Source organism: Methanosarcina barkeri 3 (assembly GCF_000970305.1).
GTDB lineage: Archaea > Halobacteriota > Methanosarcinia > Methanosarcinales > Methanosarcinaceae > Methanosarcina > Methanosarcina barkeri_A.
Window position 1 is genome coordinate 3,600,499 of the sequence record NZ_CP009517.1, and the last position, 23,107, is coordinate 3,623,605.

The following is a 23,107-nucleotide window of genomic DNA, read 5'->3' on the forward strand; positions in this document are numbered from 1 at the left end:
GGCAACTTTTCATTGTTCTATATATATTTTTTATATTTATTATGTATATATCCGGTTAGAATCCAAAGAAGTATTGCAGGCCATAAACCCACTTATCAAGGTTTTACCCTGAAGCCATATGCTGCAAAAATAAACCTTTCCAGAATTCCAGGCATAAAAATAACCGAATTCTGGATCGTTTCGCCTTTTTTAAAAACGCTTTCTTCTGAAAAATCCGTTTTTTCGTAAAATCAGATCTTTTCAAGTTCCTTCATGCTTATTAGCTTGATATTATCCTCTTCAAGTGTTTTAATTGCCTTTTCAATGTCATTGACTCTGACTATTAAAAGGGCTTTCTGATCCCTGGTGACAAAGGCATATGCATAGTCAATGTTGATCTTGGCTTTTCCGAACACTTCTGCAATACGGGACATACTACCAGGGACATCATCCATTTCGATTCCCAGAACATTTGTTTCGGAAACGGTAAACCCTGCATCATGGAGTATACTGTGAGCATAGTCGGACCTGTCCACAACCATACGGATTATTCCGAAGTCTCCTGATTCGGCAATGGTAAATGCTCTGATGTTTATGCCGGCGCTTTTCAATTTGTTTGCGACGTTTGCAAGTCTGCCAGGTTTATTTTCCGCAAAAAGGGAAATCTGCTTTATAAATTTATCTTCCATTCCAGCACCCGTATCCTTATATTGCTTATTCTATGTTTTTATGCTGTTTATTCTTGTTCTCTCTTACTTTTTGTAATCTTTTACCAGAATACAACAGTATAAGTCTCTACTATGCCAAGTATAATATAAATCTCTATATCAAAGTATATTATAAGTTTCTATGCCAAAGTATAATATAAGTCCCTACTATGCCAAAGTATAATATAAGTCTCTATATCAAAGTATAATATAAGTCTCTGTTTATATTTTCAGCTTACATACAGTGGTTAAGATTATAAACAGTTATGATCAACTAAGCAACTGGCTGCCTTTTAGAGTGTTATTTACCAGCATTATTCCTGTTTACAAACCTAATATTTTCTGCATTAGTTATTTTTATATTATGTATGAGAACTTACTTTACATCTGGCTTAATATTAAAAAGAAACTTCTCATTAAAAAATTGAGAGATCAGTCTCAAAAAAATGAAACCTGCAGGCTTTTAATATTGCAGGTTTTGTTTTCGCTCTTTGAAAAATTCAAATTTTTCGATTGTCGATAACTTTCTTTGATTTTCCTTCCGAACGGGGCAGAGAGCCGTGTTCTACCAGTTCTACCTCGACTGCAAGGTTCAGTACGCTTTTAAGTGCACTAGAAACCTTTCTTTTAAGTGCCATCATATCTGACATTTTATCACTAAAGGCAGATTCCTGCATTTCGATCTGGACTTTCATTGAGTCAAGGGGTCCAATCCTATCTACAATGATCATGAAATGGTTTCCAACTTCAGGAATATTCAGAAGGACAGATTCGACCTGTCCTGGGAATACATTGATTCCGCGCACGATAATCATATCATCCGAGCGACCGCTAATGCGTGTAATCCTGGGATGGGTTCTTCCGCACACGCAGGGCTCCGAAAGCTTTCTAGTAAGGTCCCTTACTCTGTAACGGATTAGAGGGAAGGCTTCTTTAGCAAGAGTCGTAATTACGAGTTCTCCGATCTCGCCGTCAGGAACAGGCTCACCGGTCTCAGGATCAAGGATCTCCACAAGGAATTTGTCTGCCCAGATGTGAATCCCGCACTGTTCTGAGCATTCGGTAAAAAGAGGACCACTCATTTCCGACGTTCCGTAAATATCAATAGCTTTGATCCCTGATTCGTCTTCTATACGTTTTTTGAGCTCTTCGGACCAGGGTTCTGCCCCGAAAAATCCCATCTTTAATTTGGTGTCGTCCCTGATACTGATGCCTTCTTTCCTTGCAGTCTCAATCAGATAAAGGAAGTAAGAAGGCGTGCAGGCTATAGCAGTGACGTCAAGGTCTCTCATAAGCTCAAGCTGGCGCTCGGTGTTTCCTGAACTTGTAGGAAGTACGGTTGCGCCCAATTTTTCGCTTCCGTAATGTGCACCAAGCCCACCTGTAAAAAGCCCATACCCGTAACTTACCTGAAGGATATCGTTTTTCCCCAGTCCAACAGAAGTAAATCCTCTCGCAAGAGACTCGGCCCACTCATCAATATCATTCTGGGTATATCCTACAACTATAGGTTTGCCTGTTGTACCTGAAGAAGCATGGAACCGAGCTAGTTTTGAGTTTGAGACGCAAAACATGCCAGTTGGATAGGTATCTCTGAGATCCTGTTTAACTGTAAAAGGCAACTTTCTGACATCTTCAAGAGTTTGGATGTCTTCCGGCTTAACCCCGTGTTCATCAAACTTTTTTCTATAAAAAGGAGAGTTTTCATACACATAATGTACAAGTTGCTTCAACTTTTCTTCCTGCAGCTTGTTCAAGTCTTCTACAGGCATTGTCTCTATCTCAGGGTCCCAGTATTCTGGCATTATTTCACACTCTTTATATTATGTATTCTGGGCTCTCAATATCAGGCCCGGTATTTTCAAGCTTTTTTCCTATGAATCTCATTTCATGCCGCTTTAAGGCCATGTTTCGGTTCTCTTTATCTCGCTAACGTTACTTTCTTACTCTGTTGCTTTCTTTCTCCAGAGTTTATTATTTTCTAATTATTATTTTCTAGTTTATTATTTCAACGGAGATATACTTCCGGCAAATACAATATGAAGATTAGCTGGATTAATATGAAGTTTAAGCTAGATTCTCATATAAATATTAGCTGTTAGGCAGAAAAAAGATTTTGTGAGTAAACCCGAAAGCTGGTTACATAAAAGGATAAAGTTCATAAAATGATTAGATATGGATTTTAGATAAGCTGGAATGTTTACTCATAATCGGCAAATTTTATAAGTATGGAGTCAATAATTAGGGTTCAGTTACTGAATTATATACTTGTAAAAATAAAGTGAGATTTTAAGTATAATACGAAGTAAGGGATTTTTTGAAATATATTCTGAATAACGAAACCTCTTTTGACCATATTCTGAATAACGCAAACCTCTTTTTACTTAAGAAATCACTCATTTTCAAGCTCTTTGATATCATCAAAAGAGATCTCTTTTGACGTTTCCCCCAGAGAAGCTTCAAGAATTTTCTTTGTTCTTTCCCTGCATTTATCCAGAACTTCTTTCATGTCACCGATCACATCTATTCCGGCAGCTCCGGAATGTCCGCCACCTGTGCCGCTGTATTCGTTACTTATATCTTCCATCAGCTGGCCAAGATTAACTCCGGCACTTACAGCATCACGCTTTGCTCTTGCACTTATCCTGACGTTTTCACCTTTGGCTGTGCCGACAAAAGCGATATCTGCCCCAATATTAATTAGCATGGAAGATGCAGAACCTCCGAAAGAGCTGACGTGGGAAGATGCTATCAACATATCCTGTACTCTATCGAGCTCGACACGGCTTGCGGCTTTCAGAATAGCTATACGCATGGAAATATCCTGTGGGGTAGCAGCCATAAGGTCCAGCACTTCCCCGTACTCAACACCACTATCCTCAATAATTTTGGATACTGTCCGGAAAGTGTCCGCAGATGCATGTTTGAAATGCCCGGTATCCGTTACGATTCCCGTGAGCATCCCTATCCCCACTCGCCTGTTAATAGGTGCTCCCATTGCTTTCAAGATATCGTAAACTATTTCTACGGTAGAGGTACTGTTCCTGTGCAGATAGAATTCGGCATTCTCTGTCAGAGCAGTAGTTGTATGGTGATCGATTACACAATACCTGGTAAGCTCCAGATCATTTAATTGTGCTTTTGTTGATGTATCAACCACGACGACAAAACTGTAATCAGCCGGATTGGGTTTGTCCACAACTTCAATGCCAAGTCTCTCTATAAGTACAGCAGCTACACGGTTACAGCCGTCTACAAGTCCGATAGTGCCTCCGATAGATTCCGAAAGGGCAAAAGCACTGCTAACAGCGTCCGGATCTGCATTCCGGTGACACAAATATAAAATATTTCGATAGTCAAGGAGCCGGTTGAAAAACTCCGCTTCATCAACTTCCATTGTCCACTCTGGCTATCGTTTTAAGAGGTATCGATCTCCATAGATTCAAGAGCTTCGAGATTTTTGCATAACTGCTTTATAAGTTTTGGCAAGACTGCACTTTATTTAATATTCCTTATGCGGGAATGAAAAATAAAATTATTGTGCTCTAGTGCCTAAAGCTTGTTGAATCTGCTCCTGAAGCTGTTTAAAGCGAGATGTGAGCCTTTCTTCCTGTCTGGAAATAGACTGAAGCCTGAGTGAGAGAGTTTCTTCCCTGTCTTTAAGTTTTGTAATGGACTCTCCCTTATTCGTTTTTATTACTAACTCCCCTACATTGCGGTAGACTACTGCGTCGTCAGCGAGTCTTTCTAGCTCATCAAGAGCCATTTTGGACTCTTTTTGCATAGCTTCAATCTGTGATTTTTGCATAGCCAGAGCCTGTATCTGCTGCTGTATTTGCTGAAGCTGTGCTATCTGATTCTGAACTTGAGGAGGTAATTCTGCAGTCATATGATTTTCACCTGAGTCCTCAATAAACCTGAAGGGATTTTAATGTTTCTGTCCTTACAGCCTTCGAAAAATCTCTCTTCGCCATCAAAAATTAATCTGAGACCTTCTGCCAGAAACTTAAATAACAGTTAGTCATAATAACTAAACAGTATGATATTTGTTGGCCTGAGGTGGAGATAACTTAGCTATCTCCAACACGATGATTTAAGAAAAATAACCTGGTAAGGAGTAATTATAAAAAAATAGTTATAAAAAAAGATATATTAAAAAATTATTTGCCAAAAGTCAAAAAATTATTTACTAAAAGTTAAAAACCATTTATCAAAGGGTCATTGCAAGAAACATTTAATAAAGGGGAATAATAAGGAGATAATTATAATTAATTAGATTAGAATATAATCGATCTCATTCAGACTAATTTAGACTTTAAATTAACTATTCAGGAGATATTCGAAAATGGAAAAAGGCGGAAACCTTAGAGAGATAAAATCTCTGCTTGAAAAATTCACTAATGCCCATGGGATCTCAGGCTTTGAGGATGATATCCGAGAGCTTCTTGAAAAGGAACTTGAACCTTATGTTGATACCATGCGCAGAGACTGCATGGGAAACCTCATAGCTCTCAAAAAAGGAGAAGGCCCTTCCATAATGCTGGCTGCCCACATGGACGAAATCGGGCTCATGGTCAGGTATATTGATGATAACGGCTTCCTCAGGTTTGTCGGGATCGGAGGATGGTTTGACCAGACACTTCTTAACCAGAGAGTTGTGCTTCACGGTAAAAAAGGTTCAATTCCCGGAGTAATCGGATCAAAGCCTCCTCATGTAATGAAAGATGAAGACAGGAAAAAACCAGTGAAACTGGATGACATGTTCATCGATATAGGAGCAAAAGACAGGGAAGACGCTGAGAACCTCGGAATTGAGATAGGTACGGTAGCGTCTATTGACCGGAACTTTGTTCCCCTGGCAAACGGGAAAGTGACTTCAAAAGCCTTTGACAACCGTGCAGGCATCGTTATCCTTATTGAAGTTATGAAACGGCTTTCAAAACACAAAATCGAAGCAAATGTCTATGCCGTAGGTACCGTGCAGGAAGAGGTGGGACTTAAGGGAGCAAGAACCTGTGCCTTTGGAATTTGTCCAAATGTTGCGCTTGCTCTTGACACAACTATTCCCGGAGACCATCCCGGTATAAATAAAACCGATTCTTCCCTGGAACTCGGAAAAGGCCCTGTGGTTACTGTAGCCGATGCGTCCGGAAGAGGTCTTATAGCTCATCCGCAAGTTCTTAAGTGGCTTAAAGAAACTGCTGCTGAAAATGATATACCCTATCAGCTTGGAGTCGGTTCCGGAGGCACAACCGATGCAACCTCAATACACCTTACAAAAGAAGGTATCCCTACAGGTACGGTCAGCATAGCCACCCGATACATCCATTCCCCTGTTGAGGTCCTGGATACGGCAGATATTGAAGCATGCGTTTCCCTCATTGTAAAAGCAATAGAAAGGGTAGACAAATACTTTGAAAACTGTTAAGAGGAAACTCTATGTAATTTCAGGCAAGAGTTACCACTTTGTTCCGCATGTGCGGGAAAAACTCTTGCAGTTCTATTTATCTGACTTTTTCTCATATTTTTTCTTATCTTCTATTTTTCTCTCTTTTATTTCCCTAACCTCTTTACTATCTTTATTTTTGATGTTTTGAAGTGATGTTTTGAAGAAGTGATCGTAGAAAGAGATGGTTTCTTCTAAAGTAGGATATATTGTTAACTGGAAACTAAAAATACTATGGTCTACTTATTGAGGAAAAGTTTCAGAGAGCCACGGCGTAAACTCGGAGATCTTCCTGAAAAAGCCGAGTTCCTGAGAAAAGATATATGTAATATTTGTATTAATACATTGGAACTTGTAAAATAGGACATAATATTATAATATAATGAGTATATTATTTTTAATATTATTTCCTAAATTGCGAAAGAACCTATCTAATAAAACAAAGACTGAGGGATTATATTATTCGAAAATGTCCGCTTTCTGGATACCACTTTGAGAGATGGTGAACAAACACCTGGTGTTGCCCTTACAAAGGACAAGAAACTCTTAATCGCCCAAGCACTTGATGAGATTGGAGTCTCAATAATCGAGGCCGGTTCTGCAATCACTTCCGAAGGTGAAAGGGAGTCTATCAAGGCTGTTGCAAATGCAGGTCTTGATGCTGAAATTTGCAGTTATTGCAGGATTGTAAAGTCCGATATTGACCGTGCTCTGGAATGTGACGTTGACTCTATCCACCTTGTAGCACCTGTTTCGGACCTTCATATAAGGACGAAAATCAAAAAGGATAGGGATTCAGTACGGCAGATCGCAGCTGAAGTAACCGAGTATGCCAAGGATCACGGCCTGATTGTGGAACTGAGCGGAGAAGATGCTTCGCGTGCAGACCCTGAATTTCTAAAGGCTATCTATGCCGACGGAATAGCTGCAGGTGCTGACAGGTTATGCTTCTGTGATACTGTAGGCCTTCTGGTACCTGAAAGGGCAAAAGAAATTTTTAGGGATCTATCTTCCTCCCTGAAAGCTCCTATCAGCATTCATTGTCACAATGATTTCGGTTTTGCAACTGCAAATACGGTTGCTGCCCTGGCTGCAGGAGCAAAACAGGCCCATGTAACTATTAACGGGTTAGGAGAAAGAGCTGGAAACGCATCCCTTGAAGAAGTAGTAATGAGCCTGGAATGGCTCTACAAGTACGATACAGGTATCAAACACGAGATGATCTACCGGACTTCAAGGCTTGTAAGCCGGCTTACAGGAATTCCCGTATCGCCAAATAAGCCTCTTGTAGGCGGAAATGCGTTCACTCACGAAGCAGGAATTCATGTTCACGGTCTTCTGGCTGATAAGGCAACCTATGAGCCTATGAGCCCTGAATACATCGGAAGGCAGCGTCAGATCGTACTTGGAAAACATGCAGGACGTAGCTCGGTTACCCTTGCCTTAAAAGAAATGGGGCTTGCAGCTGACGATACCCAGATCGAAGAAATTTTCAACCGGGTCAAGCAGATTGGTGACCAGGGAAAACATATAACCGATGCTGACCTCCAGACTATCGCGGAAAACGTACTTGATATCTACAAAGAACCCCTGGTAAAACTGGAAGAGTTTACAATTGTATCCGGGAACCGGGTGACTCCAACGGCGTCGATAAAACTTAACGTAAAAGATAAAGATATAGTACAGGCAGGAATCGGAAACGGACCTGTAGATGCCGTAATCAACGCAATCCGGAGAGCTGTAAGTTCCTGTGCGGAAGATATTATTCTTGAAGAATACCACGTAGACTCGATCACTGGCGGAACCGATGCCCTTGTAGAAGTAAGAGTAAAACTTTCCAAGGATGGGAAGGTAGTTACCGCAAGCGGAGCCAGGACGGACATTATTATGGCGTCGGTAGAGGCTGTAATGAACGGTATGAACCGCCTTATACGAGCTGAGTGATTTCAAAAAAATGAACTTTAAAGATTTCTCAGGAGGGCGTATAGTTACTTATTTATTCCTGTGCCCTCTCTTCTTTTTCCTTCTGGAAATTTTTGAAATCACGTACTGACGATGTTTCTGGATCAGGAAAAAACCTTATCCATATATACATGATCTATTATGATATATTTACAAAATTAATAACAAGAAATTGTGAGTGTGAGAGATAAATATTTTTAATGACACACCCTTACTGGAAACACACTCATCTTCAGGTGAGTGTCCAGTTAAATCACCGTTAAGAAATAAAAAGGAGTTAAATAATGACAACCGGGTCAACAGAAAAAGTTAATGGCGCAAGGGCTCTGATAAAGTGCCTGGAAGAAGAAGGGGTTGATACCATCTTCGGATATCCGGGAGGGCAGATCATTCCCTTCTATAACGAACTTTATGATTCGAATCTGCGCCATATACTTGTGCGCCACGAACAGGCAGCAGCTCATGCTGCGGACGGGTACGCCCGTGCAACTGGAAAGACCGGGGTCTGCGTATCCACCTCAGGTCCCGGAGCAACCAACCTGGTAACAGGGATTGCTACCGCATATATGGACTCAGTACCTGTTGTAGCCTTAACAGGGCAGGTCCCGACGTTCCTGATAGGAAATGATGCTTTCCAGGAAGCCGACATTACGGGAATTACCCAGCCCATTACCAAGCACAATTATCTCATACAGGATGCAAAAGAACTCCCGAGAGTTGTAAAAGAAGCCTTCCATATCGCTTCTACCGGAAGGCCTGGCCCGGTATTAATTGACCTTCCAAAGGATGTACAGAACGCGGAGATTGACTTTTACTATCCTGACAAAGTAGAACTTAGAGGGTACAAGCCAACTTACAAAGGTAATACTCAGCAGATCAAACGCGCTGCCGAGGAAATCGCAAACTCCTGTATGCCTATAATTTACGCAGGCGGTGGAGTGATAAGTTCTAATGCAAGCGCCGAGCTTGTGGAACTGGCTGAAACAATCAATGCTCCGGTTACAACCACCCTCATGGGAATAGGCTCAATTCCAACAGAACATCCACTATATGTCGGAATGCTTGGAATGCACGGGAGTAAATACGCAAACTATGCTATTCAGGAATCGGATCTCATCATCGCTGTGGGTGCAAGGTTCGATGACCGCGTGACCGGGAAACTCGAATCCTTTGCTCCCAATGCCAGGGTTATCCATATCGATGTCGACCCTGCAGAGATATCCAAAAATGTAAAGGTTCACATCCCAATAGTCGGAGATGCAAGGCAGATACTCAGATCTCTGAATAAACATATCAAGCGTTGTAATTCCGAAAAATGGGTCGAAAAGATAAAACAGTGGAAGAAGGAGTATCCGCTCACCTATAAACAGATGTCACCTGATATTATAATGCCTCAGTTTGTTATCGAGCAGATCTCTAAGGCCTGTAAGGATGCAATTATAGTTACCGAAGTCGGTCAGCACCAGATGTGGGCTGCTCAGTTCTTCAAGTATAAAGAGCCACGCACTTTTATTACATCAGGCGGACTCGGAACAATGGGATACGGTTTCCCGGCAGCTATAGGAGCAAAGGTCGGAAAGCCGGATAAAACGGTTATCAACATTGCAGGGGACGGGTCTTTCCAGATGAACTCTCAGGAGCTTGCAACGGCAGTCCAGAATGATATCCCGGTTGTTTCCGTAATTCTGAATAATGGTTATCTGGGCATGGTAAGACAGTGGCAGGAACTCTTCTATGATAGAAGATATTCTCATACTTACATCAAAGGTAGTGTTGACTTCGTCAAACTTGCCGAAGCCTACGGAGCCCTTGGACTGCGTGCGGAAAAGCCTTCCGAAGTAAGGCCTGCAATTGAAGAAGCTGTCAGGTCATGTATGCCCGCTGTTGTTGAAGTCATTGTTGAGTGCGAGGCAAATGTCTATCCTATGGTACCGGCAGGAGCTGCAATCAATGAAATCCTTGACATTGAAGAGCACGCAGATACTCCCTGCCCTATGCCCAATTTGCGTAAGGTAAAAGTTGATGGAGTTCTCGACCTGGAGGAACAGTGATGAAACACACACTTGCAGTTCTTGTGGAAAATAAGTCTGGAGTTCTCTCAAGGGTAGCCTCGCTTTTCTCAAGACGAGGATATAATATCGACAGCCTGGCTGTAGGAGTTACGGAAGACCCTGAGATTTCCAGAATGACTATTGTGGTTCAGGGAGACGATCAGGTCCTCGAGCAGGTTACAAAACAGCTGAACAAGCTTGTAGATGTTATTAAGGTCTCGGATATCGGAGTTGATGATGCAGTTGAAAGGGAACTTGCTCTCATCAAAGTATCTGCTGACGTAACTGCAAGAGCTGAAATTATCCAGATTGCAAATATATTCAGGGCAAGAATAGTGGACGTTGCTCCCAAATCCATAACTGTTGAAGTAACAGGAGATGAAGGAAAAATCGATGCAATTGAAAAACTCCTTCGACAGTTTGGGATCAAAGAAATGGTCCGAACAGGCAAGATTGCCCTGGTTCGTGGTCCAAAGAAGGTCTAAACCACAAAAATTACAGTAATAATTCAGCGGATTTAAAAAGAATCTATATACACTGATGAATTGTCAAAAATACTCGGTTATCAGCCTGTGAAAAATTTAAAACACGATTATAACCAGCAATTATAAAAGTATGGGCTTTGAATTTTTGCCCTAAGATCTGAACTAAGATGGGAATGAAAGTGTTCTACTCAGGCTGATAGTTGCTGTTTTTAATTGACTTCTTTTTTCCGATTTTAGACCACATTATAGTTTGGACACAAATTATGGTTTGAAAAATAGGTTGAGAGGTTTCTATCTAAGATTACTTAAGGAGATTTATAATGACAATAGGGTCACTAGAGAAAGTTACCGGCGCCAGGGCTTTGATAAAAGGCCTTGAAGAAGAGGATGTTACCACTATGTTTGGTTATCCTGGCGCAGCACTGCTCCATATATATGACGAACTTTATGATTCTAATCTTCGTCATGTACTTGTACGACATGAGCAGGCAGCTGTACATGCTGCAGACGGATATGCTCGTGTAACAGGCAAAACTGGAGTATGCATGGCTACCTCTGGCCCCGGAGCAACCAACTTAGTAACCGGAATTGCAACTGCTTATATGGATTCGATACCGATAGTCGCACTTACCGGACAGGTCCCTCACTCTATTATCGGGAACGATTCCTTTCAGGAAGCCGACATCACCGGAATCACTCTTCCCATTACAAAACACAGATATCTCGTACCTGAAGCAAAAGATCTGCCGCGAATAGTAAAAGAAGCCTTCCACATAGCCTCTACCGGAAGGCAGGGACCTGTACTGATCGATATGCCAAAGGATGTAATTAACGGGGAATTTGAATGCAATAGTATTGAAACCGTTAAACTTCAAGGGTATAAACCTACATATCGTGGAAATGCTCAGCAGATCAAAAAGGCAGCCGAAGAAATCGCAAATTCCTGTATGCCTATAATTTACGCAGGCGGTGGAGTGATAAGTTCTAATGCAAGCGCCGAACTTGCGGAACTGGCTGAAACCTTGATGGCACCAGTAACTACGACACTTATGGGCATAAGCTCGATTCCTGCCGAACACCCTCTGAACCTTGGAATGCTGGGAATGCATGGAAGCAAGTATGCAAACTACTCGGTTCAGGGGTCCGACCTTATCATCGCTATCGGTGCCAGATTTGATGATAGAGTTACTGGAAAACTCCAGTCCTTTGCTCCGAATGCGAAAATTATCCATATTGACATTGATCCTGCTGAGATCTCAAAGAACGTGCCTGCACATATTCCTATAGTAGGGGACGCAAAAATAGTTCTTAAGTCTCTGATTAAACATGTAAAACAGTGCAATTCCGAAACCTGGCTCGAGAAGATAAATGAGTGGAAGCGGGAATATCCTCTTACTTACGAGCAGGGAAAATCCATAAAACCTCAGTTTGTTATCGAACAGATTTCTGAAGCCTGTAGCAATGCAATTATAGTTACCGAAGTCGGTCAGCACCAGATGTGGGCTGCTCAGTTCTTCAAGTATAAAGAGCCACGCACTTTTATTACATCAGGCGGACTCGGAACAATGGGATACGGTTTTCCGGCAGCTATAGGAGCAAAGGTCGGAAGGCCGGATAAAACGGTTATCAACATTGCAGGAGACGGGTCTTTCCAGATGAACTCACGGGAGCTTGCAACTGCAGTCCAGAATGATATCCCGGTTGTTTCCGTAATTCTAAATAACGGTTATCTGGGCATGGTCAGACAGTGGCAGGAACTTTTCTACGATAGAAGATATTCTCACACCTGCATAAAAGGCAGCGTGGATTTTGTCAAACTTGCCGAAGCCTATGGTGCTCTGGGACTTAGGGTGGAAAAACCGTCCGAAGTAAGGCCTGCAATCAAAGAAGCTATTGCATCAGGGCGTCCATCAGTTATTGATATTACTATCGAATGTGAAGAAAACGTGTCTCCCATGGTGCCGGCAGGAGCAGCAATCAATGAATTCATTGGCCCGGAGGGAAACAAATGAAAAAGTATACCCTTGCGGTCCTGGTTGAAAACAAATCTGGAGTCCTGGCAAAAGTTGCCGGACTCTTTTCCAAGCGTGGATACAATATTGATAGCCTTGCCGTAGGCGTTACTGAAGACCCTGAGATTTCCAGAATGACTATTGTGGTTCAGGGAGATGATCAGGTCCTCGAACAGGTTATAAAACAATTTAATAAGATTATTGATGTGATCAAGGTTTCGGATATTGAAGAAGATGATACTGTAGAGAGAGAACTTGCTCTCATCAAAGTGACAGCCGATATGACGACAAGGGCCGAAATTATCCAGATTGCAAATATATTCAGGGCTCGAATTGTAGACGTTGCCCGCAATTCAATAACCGTTGAAGTAACTGGGGATGAAAGCAAGATACAGGCAATCGAAAAACTTCTCCGGCAGTTTGGTATCAAGGAAATGGCCCGAACAGGCAAAATTGCTCTGGTTCGCGGCCCAAAGAAGGTTTAAATAATAAGGGCAGGTAAAGAAAGGTAGCTGCTTAATAATCTTTAATAGATTGGGGCGCCTAGAGGCGTTTTGAAACCCGAGAGGTTTCATTAAGGCAGTCACCTGCTGAAACTTCAAAACTACCCCTCTATGGATAAGCAACTTTTAAAAATTGATTCAAGTCAAATTAATTCTCAGGGAAGTTAATTGATTTCATAACTATAGTCTTCCCCTAAAAAATAGGAGCTTTACTCAAAAACTGAAAAATTTATCAGGAGAATCAAACATGGCAACTATAATTTATGATAACGAAACTACTTTTGATGCACTTAAGGACAAAACTATTGCAATAATGGGCTATGGAAGCCAGGGCCATGCTCACGCCCGCAACCTCCATGAGTCAGGGCTTAATGTCATTGTCGGGCTCAGAAACGGCAGTTCAAGCTGGGCAAAAGCCGAAAGTGACGGCCTGAAAGTTATGACAGTGGCAGAAGCTGCAAAAGCCGCGGATGTTATCATGATCCTCCTTCCGGACGAAAAGCAGGCCTCTGTGTATTATTCTGAAATCGAGCCAAATCTGAAACCCGGTAACGCACTTGCTTTCGCACATGGTTTCAATATTCACTATAGCCAGATCGTCCCCCCAAAGAATGTTGATGTTTTCATGGCTGCCCCCAAAGGCCCTGGTCACATTGTAAGAAGAACCTATACCGAAGGCATCGGAGTGCCGGCTCTGATTGCAGTCTACCAGGATGCAACCGGAAACGCCAGGGAAATTGCTCTTTCATATGCCAAAGGGATCGGTGCAACCAGAGCAGGTGTCTATGAAACTACATTCCGTGAGGAAACCGAAACCGACCTTTTCGGAGAACAGGTTGACCTTTGCGGAGGACTTGCATCTCTGATCAAGACCGCTTTTGAAACGCTTGTTGAAGCAGGATACCAGCCCGAAATGGCCTATTTCGAAACCTGCCATGAAGTCAAGCTCATTGTGGACCTTATCTATGAAGGCGGACTTGAGAGAATGTGGCACTCTGTTTCCAATACTGCAGAATACGGAGGCATGACAGTCGGCCCCAGAATTATTAATGATGAGTCTCGTAAAGCCATGCAGGAAGCCCTGAAGAGAATTCAGAACGGAGAGTTTGCCAAGGAATTCGTGCTCGAAGGCATGGTCAACCATCCAGTACTCAAAGCCATGGAACGCCAGGAAAAGGAACACCAGCTTGAAGTCGTCGGAAAGCAGATCCGTGCAAACATCCCCTGGCTCAACAAGAAGATTGATGATGACTGATTCTATAGTAGTTGACATCCTGTAGACAGAACATTCATAAATCTGGAAGTATAAAACTCAATCCGGAGGGGAAGTAATGCCATTAAAAGGAGAAAGCAAAGTTATTAACACTATCCTTAATAGACGGAGTGTCCGGGAGTTTACGGACAAACCTGTTAGCAAGGAAGATATCAACATAATCCTGGACTCAGGGCACTGGGCTCCTTCCGGATTGAATAACCAACCCTGGCGTTTCATTGTCATCCGGGACCAAGAAACCATCCAGAAACTCTCGGAATGCACGCATTACTCGGGTATCGTGGCAGGAGCTCCTCTGCTTATTGCTACTTTTCTGAACAATGAAACTTCTTACAACAGGACAAAAGATCTCGAGGCAATAGGAGCTGCAATCCAGAACATGCTCCTTACCTGCTGCGAACTTGGCCTTGGCGGGGTTTGGCTCGGAGAAATCCTGAATCAAAAAGAGAAAGTCAATTCCATTCTTGAATGTCCTTCCGATCTTGAGCTGATGGCAGTTCTTGCAATAGGAGAACCGGTTCCAAAGGAAAGAACTTCAACACGCAGAGGACTTTCCGAAATAGTATTTGATGAAAAATACGGCCAGAAATGGGGAGAGTAAATCTATCCTGAAATTTTCAGGCCAAGTTCCTTTTAATAAATTGTAAATAATTTGAGATGTTTTAATATAATTAGGGATTAAGTTTATAAGCTATTTAGCACTATAACCAGCCAGTTAACTGATAACAATTTTATCTCTTAACGGACTGATCTTAACTTTTTCATAATGAAGGTCTGTAGTGTAGAGGATATCACTGGAGCCTCCGGAGCTCCGAACCTGGGTTCGATTCCCAGCAGACCTGTTTATTAAAACATTAGGGTTTAAGGAATAGTTTTATTTTTATATTATTCTTATTATAAGGGTATAAAGACAGAAAGTAAATAACAAAATATCAAAAACAGAATCGGTTTTAAAGGTGCTTATATATGTCTAGAGGATTAAATCGTCGCTTCTTGCGTGCTGGAAGAAGGATATCTTTGGTTCAGCTAATTCTCATAGCAATAATACTGTACTTTTTACTGCGTATCCTTTTGCCGCTTTTGTGGACCCTGTTTTTGATCGTAGTTCTGATTATACTCTTGAAAGTAGTGCTGGAAAACTTCTAATTAATTTTTGATGTATTTTCCCTGTTCTATATTTTCACTGCTTTTGTTGCACTGGTTTTGTTGTACTGCTTTTGTTGCACTACTTTTGTTGTACTGCTTTTGTTGCACCACTTTTGTTGTACTGGTTTTGTTGCACCGCTTTTCAATAACTTTTTAAAATAACAACAAATTTTCCTGTAATTTCCTATTGTCCAGTTGAAATTTTGGCTTAAATTACTTTAGAATTTTACAATGCATTTTTTAGGTATGTTGAATGTGAGGCGATAACTCATATATGTTCTCTATGAAATTTTTGAACAATCGCAGATCATAAAATAACTGTATGATTAAAAATCAGTATCAAAATCGCATACTTTGAGAGTTTTGCATAGAGTTTTATAGCTTCTTCGCAATAAATAATTTTAGTAAGTTCGATGAACTTTCCAACGTTACCCAAGCTCCATAAAACACGCTTATAACAGTATGATTACGTCAGCCTTGTACATATTTAAGCTTGTTTATTCTACCTTCAGAGTAAGATTTACAGGAATGAAATATAAAGCACGATAAAACAACGACATAAGTAAAAAGTTCTTCACTCAGACGGTATAGCAAACACCTGATATGTTTATCTTTAAAAGGTGATGACATGAATAAAAGCATAAAATTTATGATCGCTTTTGTTGGAGCAGTCTTTTTGATAATGTTTGGTGCTCTAGCGTTGTCAGGCTCGCAAGATGGTATTAAACTTGCAAATAATTCCTCACAAGATAATACAAAACTTGCAAATAATGATATGCCTTTATACGGCGAGACAAGTGCATCACTTGTACCACTAAGTCCTGAAGAATTAAACAATGACTCTTATACGATTATAATAGGTACAGTGAAGGAAATAAATCCAAGCAAATGGAATTCTATCGACGGAAAAAGGCCCGATGGGGTTGATTCATTTAGCCTGGAGAATTTTATCTATACAGATATCACCATAAGCGTAGACGAATATCTCAAAAACCCATTGTCATCCAAAGAGGTTACGGTGAGAGTGGATGGCGGAACAGTTGGAAACGATACTTTAGAAGCTAATCATGAACCGAGTTTCAAAACTGACGAAAAGGTTCTACTCTATCTGACGAATGACCTTGCCAACCACAGTAAGGACATTAAGCCGGAACACTTCAAAGTTACAGGATGTATGCAGGGTAAGTTCACATTGACTGATGACGGGAAAGCTGTAAGACGTGGTAAAACTGTTAGTCAGGAGGAATTGTTGAGTACAATTAAAGAATAAACGCGACTTATTTAATGAGTAACATGTAGGTAGTATAACCACATTTTTGAGGAAGCAAATTAGGTTGAAAGAATCTGTTTGTAATCTACGAATACTCTATTTAGAGTACTATCCTCCATGAATATTTTCATGGTTCTTTTTTCAGGTTATCCCATAACTGATTTATCTGCATATCAATAAGAGTCTTAAACTCATTTAATAATCGGAAGATCGATTGACTATTAAAAATTAGAAATTTAAGGGTATAATTATAGTTTTGGAACGGATCATATGAACATCCCAAATATATTCAACTTAACAGCACAGGATGCATTTAATTATGTCTCAAGCAAGGTGTTCGCAGATCAGCAACTTTGCATGGTTCTAAAGTTGAGCGGGCAAGTTGATGAGACTTCCTTTGCCAAAGCGCTGCGTCTGACGTTAGACCAGGAACCTGTGCTGGGCTCCAGGTTTGTCGAGAACTGCGGCAACCCTTATTGGGGACGCAGAGATAATCTGGAAAAAATAATGATATGCTCCATGATTAAAACCCCATCCCCGGAGCAAGGAATAATGACGTTTGTTAACGAGGCTTTGCATGCAGATACGGATCCCCTGGTAGTATCAAGAATCTTCAGAGAGAAAGATGCGGATACGATCTGCATCAAAGTAAATCACTCTGTCTGTGATGCCGGCGGGCTTAAAAAATATGTATCGATATTGTCTGACGTATACAGTAAGCTATGTGAAGATCCGAGATATTCCGTTAGTCCGAATTTATGCGGTAAAAGGGATCAAAGTCAGGTCTTTAAGCATATAAAAGATTTTAGTAGTATCGAACCAAAGGGTGGTCCAGAACCAACCTGGACGCTCCCTCAAAAAGGCGGAGTTTCACCAATGCGTTCCATCAGGCATATCCCGAAGGAGCGATTCGTTGCAATTAAAGAGTATGCCCACGATAAGAAAGCAACTATAAACGACCTGCTCCTGACTGCATTATACAGGACGCTTTTTGAGATAAACAATACAGAGTATAAAGTGCCCATGACTATCCAGGTGTCCATAGACCTGCGAAGATATTGCCTGGATAATGAAGCGGAAGCAATATGCAATCTTTCAGGAGCACTGTATCCTGGCGTTGAAAGAATACAGGGAGAAGTATTTGAGAAAACCCTTGAAAGAGTTATCTTTTTTATGAGAAAATTGAAAGATAATTACCCAGGAATCGAGAGCGCAAAAGGACTGGAATACATGTACGAGCAAGGTTATCCTGCTATGGAGAAGTGGATAATAGATTCAGGCGTACTAAGTAAGAAACACAACTTAACGTATCCACTGCTCTCAAATTTTGGGGTCTTGAAGGAATATAACTTTGGAGGGTTGCTTACAGTAAAAGGGTATATTACAAGCCCTATCATGTATCCACCTGGGTTTATGCTAGGAGTTTGTACTTATAATGAGGAGATTACACTCTCTATTGGATACTGCGGGCAAGAAAACCATAGGCTTGTAGAGAGCTTCCTGGACATCTATTTGGAGGAGCTTCCAAAATAAGATCCCACACGGGGAAAGTCAAAAGTGAAATTAAAAAAGAGAAAGTCGGCTAAGTGACTGTAAATCTTATTTTTCCAGGATGTATAGTATTCTTCAGTAAGTTTCTTTTTTCAATTTTATCGAGTAATTATACTCTTGAAAGTATTGCTGGAAAATGTTTAATTAATTTTTGATTTATTTCAAAGATTTCTGAACTTCTGGATATTGGAATATTTTATATAAACAGAAGTAAATTAGTAATATACACTGAGCAGTTACTATTATTTTTCTTAGTTGTATGATGAAAGAAAGTCAAAATATTCAAATTGGGAAGATCATCATTAATAGACTTCGTCATGATGGCCGTAATATTCCAGAATAACAATTTTTTCCTTTTCATCTATAGAGAAAATCAACACAAAATGAGAGTCAATATGAACTCTTTTCCAGTGATTGAGAGGAGACCTCAAATTTTTATATCTATGTGGGTCCTGAAGAATCTCATTTACCTTATTAAATATAATTTCAACTTGCTTCTTATCCTTTTTTGCCAGCTTCTCAACAACTTTTTGAACTTCGGGTTTTACCTGTAACCGATACATGTCAGATCAGGAATTAAGCACTTTTTTCCAGTTCTCAATTGTTCCGACATCTATAGGTTCCTGTTTCATGATTTCCTGGGCTTTTTCAATAAATTCAGGCCTAAGCTCAGGTTCCATGAGTTCTTTTTCATATTCAGCAGCCATATGCATGATAGCAGCACTTTTGTCTTTTAAGCCGTATTTGGCTTTTATGATATTGAGAACCCTATTTGTTTTTTCATCAATTCGAATAACTGCTTGAACCATAATGTATACCTCATATATACATGGAATAATTTCATATATATACATAATGTTGAAGCAATTTTAGAGGTTCCGTTGCAAAAAATTTGATTATTTTACTTGATTATGTCAGATTAGACAGTTATTCCATTGCAGTTATTGATTTCACTACAAACATATACTTGAGATATGAGATCTATGATGATGTTTTACTTTGTAATGTGACATAGTCAAGTTAATTAACCTGATACACTTTCAACTTGCTGACTCACAGGTCAAATCATGGTCGTATTCTCAGGCTCACTGTTTGACTTTTAGAATATGTCCTTTTACATCTGATTTTAAAAAATGTCTCAAAGCGATTTAGAATGATAGGCGTTTTTACTGCTAATGGAAACACAAAAACGCGATTAGAAATGAATACAGGAAAATATAAAAAGTGCAGTATGTTTTCCTTAAAATAATTGCAGACCTATAGCTCCCTTTATTATTTAGTTTTTATAAACAATATGCTGTTTTTATGGAGTCGAGAAGAATTGTATAAGATTGAACACAAAACCAAACTTATATATACTGTTTCATTTAATATAAGGGAATATTACTAAAAAGTATAGAAATATTACTAAAAGATGCAAGGAAAAACTTTTTCTGAATCAAAATCGCGGAATACAGATCAACCTGTATAAGAACTAGTTGTTCTTGATCCTTTAGTATACAAATTTGGAGAAGGGATATTATTCCCTTCTCTTTTTGCGCCAATACAACTGTTTTTTAATGTTCCTAAAGAGCTAGTACCAGACATCTCGTTTTTGGTACCATGTGGGGTTTCCTTTTAATATTGGTTGGTATCGTTTTTAAAGCTCTTCTCAAATAAGATGAGCTTTAATAATAATATACACTTTCTATATTATATACTTTATTACATTTAATAATTATATATTAAATTTTTATTAATATTATTCTTTTTTAATATTACTATTACTGCACCCATTAGCGTTTTAGTTAATCTGTATTAATGTACAGGTTAAACAATATGCATTACAATTTTTAAAAAAGAAGAGGTTTAGAGGACCCTGGAACTGACCTTCCGCAGATATCTTCAAAAAAATTTCATAAACATAGTTTTTCTCAAAAACTCTGCATTTTGTTTTTGGATTAACCAAATTTCACCCAATTTCGGCAGTGTCGCGAATTTTCTGTAAATTCAAAGTCAATTTTTTGGACAAGGCATGTGAAACTCATTTACTGATCTCGAATTTTTGACTCAAAAACATATTAAATTTGTAATTTTGTAGAAAAAATTTTCACACTGTCCAATTTCCCCTTAAAACTCCTCGGAAATACGTAGTTTTTAGCATATAACCTATGCATTTTGCTCACATATCTGTGAATATATTAACAAAAATCGGATTTAAAAATCACATTTGTTCATGGGCTTTACCTAAAAACCTATGCACACGGTGTAAAGTGAATTTACAGAAATTTTATTACACTATCATTTTTACTGAAAAATTAAAACATTGCAAAAAAGATTCCACAATAATAATATATAATCCTAAACAGATAATTCAATCACATAAAGGAAGGTAATTACCATGGCAAAACCTATAGAATTAGGGCTTGTTCTTGAAGGAGAAGACGCAAAGGAGTTTTTCAGGAACGAAAAAAATCCTATAGTTTCAAAGAAACTCGTTGAAATGTTCAAGCGTGCAAAGAAAATAAATGAGCAAAATAGGTCTTAAGCTTGAACTCTATAATTCCAGATTCCGAGCTCCGGACAATACCACTTAATAAAACTCATAATCTTTCTTCTTTTAGTTGTTTGAGTCAGGAATTAAATGATTTTCTTAAAAGCGATGCGTTGATTGATCAGAATAATATGATTAGTCGAACTCGTTTGTGCTTTTGGAATAAAGAATTGGTAGGATTTTTTACTCTTATTGCAGATACAATTGAAGCTAAAGCCGTAATAGATGGGCTTGAGCATTATGAATACCGTAAATATCCTGGCGTTAAAATTGCAAGATTGGCAGTTGATTCCAGATTTAAACGAAAAGGAATAGGAACATATCTATTACTAGCAGCAATAGGCAAAACCTTATCAGTTTGTGAAAATATAGGATGTAGATACATTCTAGTTGATTCAAAAAAAGAATCAATCGGCTTCTATCAAAAAAATGAGTTTAAACTTGTAGAAAAATATAAAGATCGCCAATTTGTTCCTATGTATCTTAACATACAGCCTATAATTGCCGAAAGTGGAAGTTTTGACTCTAATGATTTTGTTTTATCCTGAGAGCCTATCCCAAAAGCCATTTAGTTCTTAATCATCAAGAATTTTCAGGATTGTTGTCATGATCAGAAACTTGAGTGATCATTCGAAATACAGGATTCAGAGAAGCAATTTTTAGTTTTAGGATCAGCTCTTTAAAAAAGAAGAGATTTAGAGGATATTGGAACTGACCTTCCGCAGATGTCTTCAAAAATAACATTTTTCTGTTATCGTTTCAAATATGGTCGTATTCTTAGGCTCACTGTTTGACTTTTAAAATATGTCTTTTTACATCTTATTTTAAAAATATCTCAAAGCAGCCTAGAATTATAAGCTTTTTTACTGTTAATGGAAACACAAAAACGCAGAGAGAAAGGGATCTCAGAAAATTTAAAAATGAAGTAATTTTCCCAATAAACAACTGAGTAACATAAAAAAATATGTGCCCTGCATATCCGGATAACAGTTTTGTTTTTTATTATAGTACATCGATAAATCAAAAGAGTTAAGCTGTATAAGATGTTAAACAGTGATTGATACAATGAGTGATTCAATGATAAAAAACCGAACAGTTGCTATCTTTGTAGCTATATGTTTAATCTTGGGAACCGTCCCTTTTGCGTTAGGTGCTACATCTCAAACAAGTAGTTCAACCTCCAACACAGTTTATATCAGTGCTTTGGATGTTGGTGCTCCTAAGGAAACTGCAAATCAAGAGTATGTTAAAATTACAAATAAAGGAACAAAAGCAGTAAGCATGAAAGGTTGGAAAATCACAGATAAAGGCGCTAAACATACCTATAAATTCTCGTCTTCTTATACCTTGAAAGCTAAGTCTACAGTGACTCTTTATACTGGAAAGGGTAAAAACACTGCAACCAAGCTGTATTGGGGAAGAGTAGCACATGTATGGAATAACGAAGGAGATACAGCATATTTGTATAACGCTCAAGGAAAATTAGTTTCTTCGAAAACTGTAAAAGTGAAATGAGAATTATCTCATTTCTATTTATTCCGAGTTTGACAGTTTGATTTTATGTTTAAAGACTGTTTTCATATTCGTTGGCATAAGTAATATTATTTCAACAAATTTTTGCCCATTCTTACGATTCAATTTGGCAGATGATTCTCTTTCTCTTGATGTCTATTTTTATGATTTATGATCAAATTTCTGGTACAGAATTTGACAGATAGCATGAATCTCAGATAAAATATAGATACTATCCAAAAAGTCAGGTGCCAAAAGTGATAAAATGGGACAAAAATCGCCTACACAAAGCCGATAGACTGTTTTATGACTTCCTTTTACTTCTTTTTTGTTTCCCCCTGGCAAAGGGTCTTTTAGTTCTCGAAGAGCCTCTTTTAGTTGATCTCTACGATCTACAGGGACCTTTTCGAACACTTTAGGGTGGAGCAGGACTTTAAAGTTCATCGATGTTCACAAACTCGTCACGATGTTCTCTTATGAGCTTATCGCCTTCGTCTATAAGTTTATTGCAGTTGTGTTCATGGATCAATTTTCGTATAACGGTATTGTAGTCATCACCCATTTTTCCAATAGCTTTTAACTCATCACGGGTGTCTTTAGATATCTGTATAGTTGTAGTTTCTGACATAATAGTCACTATAGCTATTATGGTATTTATAGCTATATCAAGTAAAAAA

Annotated in this window: 20 protein-coding genes and 1 tRNA gene; 14 read left to right on the forward strand and 7 right to left on the reverse strand. The window is 39.3% G+C overall.

The window, feature by feature from the left end:
* Positions 1-230: 230 nt before the first annotated feature.
* The 4 genes from MSBR3_RS14675 to MSBR3_RS14690 all read right to left on the reverse strand — a co-directional run bounded on the left by MSBR3_RS14675 (position 231) and on the right by MSBR3_RS14690 (position 4,575).
* Positions 231-668 carry an ACT domain-containing protein gene (locus tag MSBR3_RS14675; protein WP_048108949.1) on the reverse strand — a complete coding sequence of 146 codons (438 nt, stop codon included), beginning with the start codon at positions 666-668 and terminating at the stop codon, positions 231-233.
* A 518-nt stretch (positions 669-1,186) separates the two neighbouring features.
* Complete coding sequence (locus MSBR3_RS14680) at positions 1,187-2,491, reverse strand: phenylacetate--CoA ligase family protein (RefSeq protein WP_048108950.1); 1,305 nt, start codon at positions 2,489-2,491, stop codon at positions 1,187-1,189.
* Between the two features lie 587 nt (positions 2,492-3,078).
* On the reverse strand, positions 3,079-4,083 hold the full coding sequence (locus MSBR3_RS14685) for a DHH family phosphoesterase (protein ID WP_048108951.1): 1,005 nt from the start codon (positions 4,081-4,083) through the stop codon (positions 3,079-3,081).
* Positions 4,084-4,221: 138 nt separating this feature from the next.
* Entirely contained in the window at positions 4,222-4,575 is a 354-nt protein-coding gene (locus MSBR3_RS14690) for a prefoldin subunit beta (RefSeq protein ID WP_048108952.1), read from the reverse strand.
* A 456-nt stretch (positions 4,576-5,031) separates the two neighbouring features.
* Here MSBR3_RS14690 and MSBR3_RS14695 point away from each other — a divergent pair, with 456 nt between their 5' ends.
* The 11 genes from MSBR3_RS14695 to MSBR3_RS14745 all read left to right on the forward strand — a co-directional run bounded on the left by MSBR3_RS14695 (position 5,032) and on the right by MSBR3_RS14745 (position 18,367).
* The gene (locus tag MSBR3_RS14695) at positions 5,032-6,114 is read left to right on the forward strand and encodes a M42 family metallopeptidase (RefSeq protein ID WP_048108953.1); all 1,083 of its coding nucleotides are present in this window, start codon (positions 5,032-5,034) and stop codon (positions 6,112-6,114) included.
* Between the two features lie 474 nt (positions 6,115-6,588).
* Positions 6,589-8,076, forward strand: a complete 1,488-nt coding sequence (locus MSBR3_RS14700; protein WP_080942318.1) for a (R)-citramalate synthase — start codon at positions 6,589-6,591, stop codon at positions 8,074-8,076.
* Positions 8,077-8,378: 302 nt separating this feature from the next.
* Positions 8,379-10,145, forward strand: a complete 1,767-nt coding sequence (locus tag MSBR3_RS14705; RefSeq protein WP_048108955.1) for an acetolactate synthase large subunit — start codon at positions 8,379-8,381, stop codon at positions 10,143-10,145.
* On the forward strand, positions 10,145-10,630 hold the full coding sequence (gene ilvN / locus MSBR3_RS14710; protein WP_048108956.1) for an acetolactate synthase small subunit: 486 nt from the start codon (positions 10,145-10,147) through the stop codon (positions 10,628-10,630). The genes MSBR3_RS14705 and ilvN (MSBR3_RS14710) overlap by 1 nt, the downstream gene beginning before the upstream one ends.
* 320 nt (positions 10,631-10,950) lie before the next feature.
* Positions 10,951-12,642 (forward strand): acetolactate synthase large subunit, encoded by a 1,692-nt coding sequence (locus MSBR3_RS14715; RefSeq protein ID WP_048108957.1) that lies wholly within the window; start codon positions 10,951-10,953, stop codon positions 12,640-12,642.
* Complete coding sequence (ilvN, locus tag MSBR3_RS14720) at positions 12,639-13,127, forward strand: acetolactate synthase small subunit (RefSeq protein WP_048108958.1); 489 nt, start codon at positions 12,639-12,641, stop codon at positions 13,125-13,127. The genes MSBR3_RS14715 and ilvN (MSBR3_RS14720) overlap by 4 nt, the downstream gene beginning before the upstream one ends.
* A gap of 265 nt (positions 13,128-13,392) precedes the next feature.
* Complete coding sequence (gene ilvC, locus MSBR3_RS14725; RefSeq protein ID WP_048108959.1) at positions 13,393-14,400, forward strand: ketol-acid reductoisomerase; 1,008 nt, start codon at positions 13,393-13,395, stop codon at positions 14,398-14,400.
* A 76-nt stretch (positions 14,401-14,476) separates the two neighbouring features.
* Entirely contained in the window at positions 14,477-15,019 is a 543-nt protein-coding gene (locus tag MSBR3_RS14730; RefSeq protein WP_048108960.1) for a nitroreductase family protein, read from the forward strand.
* 169 nt (positions 15,020-15,188) lie between these two features.
* Positions 15,189-15,260, forward strand: a tRNA-Arg gene (locus MSBR3_RS14735).
* A gap of 1,004 nt (positions 15,261-16,264) precedes the next feature.
* Positions 16,265-16,834 (forward strand): hypothetical protein, encoded by a 570-nt coding sequence (locus tag MSBR3_RS14740; RefSeq protein ID WP_230627517.1) that lies wholly within the window; start codon positions 16,265-16,267, stop codon positions 16,832-16,834.
* Between the two features lie 270 nt (positions 16,835-17,104).
* On the forward strand, positions 17,105-18,367 hold the full coding sequence (locus tag MSBR3_RS14745; RefSeq protein ID WP_048108961.1) for a hypothetical protein: 1,263 nt from the start codon (positions 17,105-17,107) through the stop codon (positions 18,365-18,367).
* A gap of 320 nt (positions 18,368-18,687) precedes the next feature.
* Here MSBR3_RS14745 and MSBR3_RS14750 read toward each other — a convergent pair whose 3' ends face one another.
* Both MSBR3_RS14750 and MSBR3_RS14755 read right to left on the reverse strand, forming a co-directional pair.
* Positions 18,688-18,948 carry a type II toxin-antitoxin system RelE family toxin gene (locus MSBR3_RS14750; RefSeq protein WP_048108962.1) on the reverse strand — a complete coding sequence of 87 codons (261 nt, stop codon included), beginning with the start codon at positions 18,946-18,948 and terminating at the stop codon, positions 18,688-18,690.
* Between the two features lie 6 nt (positions 18,949-18,954).
* Entirely contained in the window at positions 18,955-19,194 is a 240-nt protein-coding gene (locus tag MSBR3_RS14755; RefSeq protein WP_048108963.1) for a DUF2683 family protein, read from the reverse strand.
* A 1,571-nt stretch (positions 19,195-20,765) separates the two neighbouring features.
* Here MSBR3_RS14755 and MSBR3_RS20750 point away from each other — a divergent pair.
* The 3 genes from MSBR3_RS20750 to MSBR3_RS14765 all read left to right on the forward strand — a co-directional run bounded on the left by MSBR3_RS20750 (position 20,766) and on the right by MSBR3_RS14765 (position 22,433).
* Positions 20,766-20,912, forward strand: coding sequence for a hypothetical protein (locus MSBR3_RS20750; RefSeq protein WP_196296960.1), 147 nt, complete (start codon positions 20,766-20,768; stop codon positions 20,910-20,912).
* 80 nt (positions 20,913-20,992) lie between these two features.
* Complete coding sequence (locus MSBR3_RS14760) at positions 20,993-21,466, forward strand: GNAT family N-acetyltransferase (protein WP_230627519.1); 474 nt, start codon at positions 20,993-20,995, stop codon at positions 21,464-21,466.
* A 517-nt stretch (positions 21,467-21,983) separates the two neighbouring features.
* A complete protein-coding gene (locus MSBR3_RS14765) occupies positions 21,984-22,433 on the forward strand; it encodes a lamin tail domain-containing protein (protein ID WP_080942319.1) in 450 nt (149 codons plus the stop codon).
* 430 nt (positions 22,434-22,863) lie between these two features.
* Here MSBR3_RS14765 and MSBR3_RS14775 read toward each other — a convergent pair whose 3' ends face one another.
* Entirely contained in the window at positions 22,864-23,058 is a 195-nt protein-coding gene (locus MSBR3_RS14775; RefSeq protein WP_048108967.1) for a hypothetical protein, read from the reverse strand.
* Positions 23,059-23,107: the final 49 nt, after the last annotated feature.